The organism is Neobacillus bataviensis (assembly GCF_019969725.1).
In genome coordinates this window covers 1-1,093 of the sequence record NZ_JAHXYW010000044.1, presented here as the reverse complement: position 1 = coordinate 1,093, position 1,093 = coordinate 1, and the positions used below count along the sequence as shown (strand labels likewise).

Here is a 1,093-nt window from a genome sequence, read left to right as displayed (position 1 = left end):
GTCTGGCAATTATGGCGAGAAGGTCACACCCGTTCCCATACCGAACACGGAAGTTAAGCTTCTCAGCGCCGATGGTAGTTGGGGCACGCGCCCCTGTGAGAGTAGGACGTTGCCAGGCTAAGCCCCTGTTGGGGCTATTATTTTGTCTAAAATTTTAAAGTGGCCCCTTGGTCAAGCGGTTAAGACACCGCCCTTTCACGGCGGTAACACGGGTTCGAATCCCGTAGGGGTCACCATTTTTGGAGGATTAGCTCAGCTGGGAGAGCATCTGCCTTACAAGCAGAGGGTCGGCGGTTCGATCCCGTCATCCTCCACCATAATTTTTTCGCAATAATGAAAATAATTTTAATTGTGCGCCGGTTTAGCTCAATTGGTAGAGCAACTGACTTGTAATCAGTAGGTTGGGGGTTCAAGTCCTCTAGCCGGCACCTTTTATTTTTTTTGCTTTTTTTGAGCCATTAGCTCAGTCGGTAGAGCATCTGACTTTTAATCAGAGGGTCGAAGGTTCGAGTCCTTCATGGCTCACCATAGTTTTTTTCGTCAGCAAAATAACTATCAATATGCGGGTGTGGCGGAATTGGCAGACGCACCAGACTTAGGATCTGGCGCCGCAAGGCGTGGGGGTTCGACTCCCTTCACCCGCACCAAAGTTTTTTGCGATAGCAAAATAACATTCAATATAAAGCGCCCGTAGCTCAATTGGATAGAGCGTCTGACTACGGATCAGAAGGTTATGGGTTCGACTCCTTTCGGGCGCGCCATTTTTACGGGAAGTAGCTCAGCTTGGTAGAGCACTTGGTTTGGGACCAAGGGGTCGCAGGTTCGAATCCTGTCTTCCCGACCAGTAGTAAGTATTTTACATTTTACAATAACAACATGGGGCCTTAGCTCAGCTGGGAGAGCGCCTGCTTTGCACGCAGGAGGTCAGCGGTTCGATCCCGCTAGGCTCCATTTTTTTATATTAAAAATGGCGGTGTAGCTCAGCTGGCTAGAGCGTACGGTTCATACCCGTAAGGTCGGGGGTTCGATCCCCTCCGCCGCTACCATATTTTTAACGGAGGAATACCCAAGTCCGGCTGAAGGGATCGGTCTT

9 tRNA genes and 1 rRNA gene are annotated in these 1,093 nt (G+C 50.0%); all 10 read left to right on the top strand.

The window, feature by feature from the left end:
- Nucleotide 1: 1 nt before the first annotated feature.
- The 10 genes from rrf to LC455_RS31005 all read left to right on the top strand — a co-directional run bounded on the left by rrf (nucleotide 2) and on the right by LC455_RS31005 (nucleotide 1,046).
- A 5S ribosomal RNA gene (rrf, locus tag LC455_RS31050) occupies nucleotides 2-118 on the top strand.
- A 43-nt stretch (nucleotides 119-161) separates the two neighbouring features.
- Nucleotides 162-236: transfer RNA gene (locus tag LC455_RS31045), tRNA-Glu, on the top strand.
- 5 nt (nucleotides 237-241) lie between these two features.
- Nucleotides 242-317 (top strand) — tRNA-Val (locus tag LC455_RS31040).
- Between the two features lie 38 nt (nucleotides 318-355).
- Nucleotides 356-428 (top strand) — tRNA-Thr (locus LC455_RS31035).
- 24 nt (nucleotides 429-452) lie between these two features.
- Nucleotides 453-528 (top strand) — tRNA-Lys (locus tag LC455_RS31030).
- A 34-nt stretch (nucleotides 529-562) separates the two neighbouring features.
- Nucleotides 563-647: transfer RNA gene (locus LC455_RS31025), tRNA-Leu, on the top strand.
- A 37-nt stretch (nucleotides 648-684) separates the two neighbouring features.
- Nucleotides 685-761 (top strand) — tRNA-Arg (locus LC455_RS31020).
- Between the two features lie 6 nt (nucleotides 762-767).
- Nucleotides 768-844 (top strand) — tRNA-Pro (locus LC455_RS31015).
- Between the two features lie 34 nt (nucleotides 845-878).
- Nucleotides 879-951 (top strand) — tRNA-Ala (locus tag LC455_RS31010).
- A gap of 18 nt (nucleotides 952-969) precedes the next feature.
- Nucleotides 970-1,046 (top strand) — tRNA-Met (locus LC455_RS31005).
- Nucleotides 1,047-1,093 lie beyond the last annotated feature (47 nt).